At 71.0% G+C, this 2,303-nt stretch carries 2 protein-coding genes and 1 pseudogene; all 3 read left to right on the forward strand.

The window, feature by feature from the left end; all coding sequences use genetic code 11:
• Window positions 1-991, forward strand: a 991-nt coding sequence (locus GRX66_RS18390) for a hypothetical protein (protein ID WP_159527773.1), incomplete at its 5' end; no start/stop codon positions are given.
• Between the two features lie 85 nt (window positions 992-1,076).
• Window positions 1,077-2,204: a DHH family phosphoesterase gene (locus GRX66_RS18395; RefSeq protein WP_159527774.1), complete on the forward strand. Its 1,128-nt coding sequence runs from the start codon at window positions 1,077-1,079 to the stop codon at window positions 2,202-2,204.
• Window positions 2,201-2,303, forward strand: a pseudogene (locus GRX66_RS20885) (phosphorybosylanthranilate isomerase); the annotation flags it as partial. The gene GRX66_RS18395 and the pseudogene GRX66_RS20885, both read left to right, overlap by 4 nt.

Genomic DNA, 2,303 nt, shown 5'->3' on the forward strand with positions numbered 1-2,303 from the left:
TGGCTGCAGCGCGTTCACGAACAGCGCCGCGGATGTCGACTCGCACACGGGACTCGACGACGACGCGAGCGCCCACCTCGACGGAACCGCGGTCTACCTCGCGGGAGACGCGGACGAACTACCAGCGCCGCCGACGACCACCGAGTCGCTGGCGGACGCGGAGGTCGTGCTCGGAACGACGGACGCGACTCGCGCGACGCTCGTCTCGGGGTTCCGGAACGGCGCGACAGTCGCACTCGTCGAGACCAGCAGCAAAGACGAGCGCCCCAGCGACGGCGTGCAGGACGCGTTCGCCGCCTTCCTCGAAGCCGACGGCACCCACCAGTACGGGACGGAGACGGTGCTCGGGCGCCCCGTCTCGGTCGCGGCGGCGGTCCCCGGTGGGGACACGGCGTCGACGTACGTGTTCCTGGACGAGGGCGGCTGGGACGACCGCGTCCTCGACCCAGTCGGGTGGGTCGAACACGGTCGCCTCCCGGACTGCCGGACGTTCGTCCCGGAGTCGTCGGCCGACGACGACTACGAGCACGCCGGGGACGCGTTCATCGTCGGGCGCCTGGAGACCGGTGAGACGTACGCGTCCCGGACGAGAGCCACCGTGCGGACGTTCGAGGACCACGAGCGGCGCGTGCGCCTGCGAACGACGATGCACGCCGCGGCCAACGACGGCTACCCCGTCGCCGACGCCCACCGGGTCGCGGACTTCCCGAACGACGACCCGATGCTCGACCAGTTCCCGAACCCTCACGAGCGCAACGGCGTCGAGGTCCACAACCGCACGGGGCTCGTCGACCAGCGACTCGACGTCGAGTTCCGACCGACGAACGACCGCGCCCGCGGCGCTCTCACTGGCTGCTGTGGTCTCACGACCGGCGGCGACGCCGCGTACGACCACGACACGCGGTGGACGTGGACGGACGACCGCTACGTCGGGTCCGACAGCCACTACGGCGGCGCCAGCGGCCGCGGCGAGTGGCACCTCGACGGCTAACGGAACGAGCCGACCGCTCGCGGGCGTCGACGCGCGCTGGCGGCGGAATCACCGGGTTCTTTGCGCCGCCCCGCGACGTTCACCCATGGAAGATTGGGTCATCGAGGACGAGGACATGCCGCTGGAGCGGAAATCCCTGCTCCCCGGCAAGGGCTTTTTCGTCCCGGACAGCGTCCACGAGGAGCGAAAGGACCGAGAGATCAGGGAGGAAGCGGAGGGTGCCGACGTGCTGGTGGTCGCGGACCCCGACGCCGACGGCCTCGCGTGCGCCGCGATGGTCCGCGAAGTGTACGGCGACGCGGCGCTCGTGCCCGCCGGCCCCCACGAAATCGAGGACGGCCTGCGGCGGGTCGCGGAGTTCGGCGCGATGGACTGCACGGTGTTCGTCTGCGACCTCTGCCCGGACAAGTTCGCGTACGTCGAGGACGACCTCGCGTTCCTCGTGGAGCACGCGGGCGACGTGCACTGGTGGGACCACCACCAGTGGACCGAGGAGACGGAGGCGGCGGTCCGCGAGGCGGGCGTCGACCTCGTCATCGGGGACTCCGAGGAGGAGTGTACGGCCGACGTCGCGGTCCGGAGCATCGGCGAGTCGGAGGTCCCACGGCACCTCGAGGAGCTCGCGGCGGTCACGCGCGACCACGACCTCTGGCTGAAGGAGGACCCGCGCAGCGACGACCTCGCGGACTACTCTTACTGGGTGGACGCCGACGAGTACATGGACACCGTCCAGGAGCACGGCCCGGACCTCCCGGAGGACGTCATGGAGTTCATCGAGGAGCGCCGCGTCCAGAAGAACGACCTCATCGACCGCGCGGTCGACCGCGCGTCCCTGAAGGAGGTCGGCGAGTGGACGGTCGGCGTGACGTACGGCCGGTGCTCGCAGAACGAGGTCGCGGAGTCGCTGCGAGAGCAGGGCGCCGACGCGGCGGTCGTCGTCAAGCCCTCCGGGAGCGCGAGCATCCGCGGGACGGAGTCCTTCGAGCGCGCCCACGAGGTCGCGCGCCAGGTCAACGGCGGCGGCCACCCGAAGGCGGCGGGCTGCAAGCCCGACATCTACGAAGACATGCTGGACTACGCGAACCACTGGACGTCCCAGGGCACGACCGCGAAACAGGTCATCCTCGACGGCTTCCGGAACCTCGAACCGAAAGACGAAGCCGCGGACGACGAGACAACCGAGTCGACGGACGGCGACGACGCCGAGGAATGAGCCTCGCGTTCGCGAGCGAGCGCCCGGTCGTCGGGATGGTCCACCTGGACCCGCTGCCGGGCGCGCCGGGCTTCGACGGCGACCGCGAGGCCGTTCGGG

Origin of the sequence: Halobacterium bonnevillei (genome assembly GCF_009831555.1) — an archaeon.
GTDB classification, from domain to species: domain Archaea; phylum Halobacteriota; class Halobacteria; order Halobacteriales; family Halobacteriaceae; genus Halobacterium; species Halobacterium bonnevillei.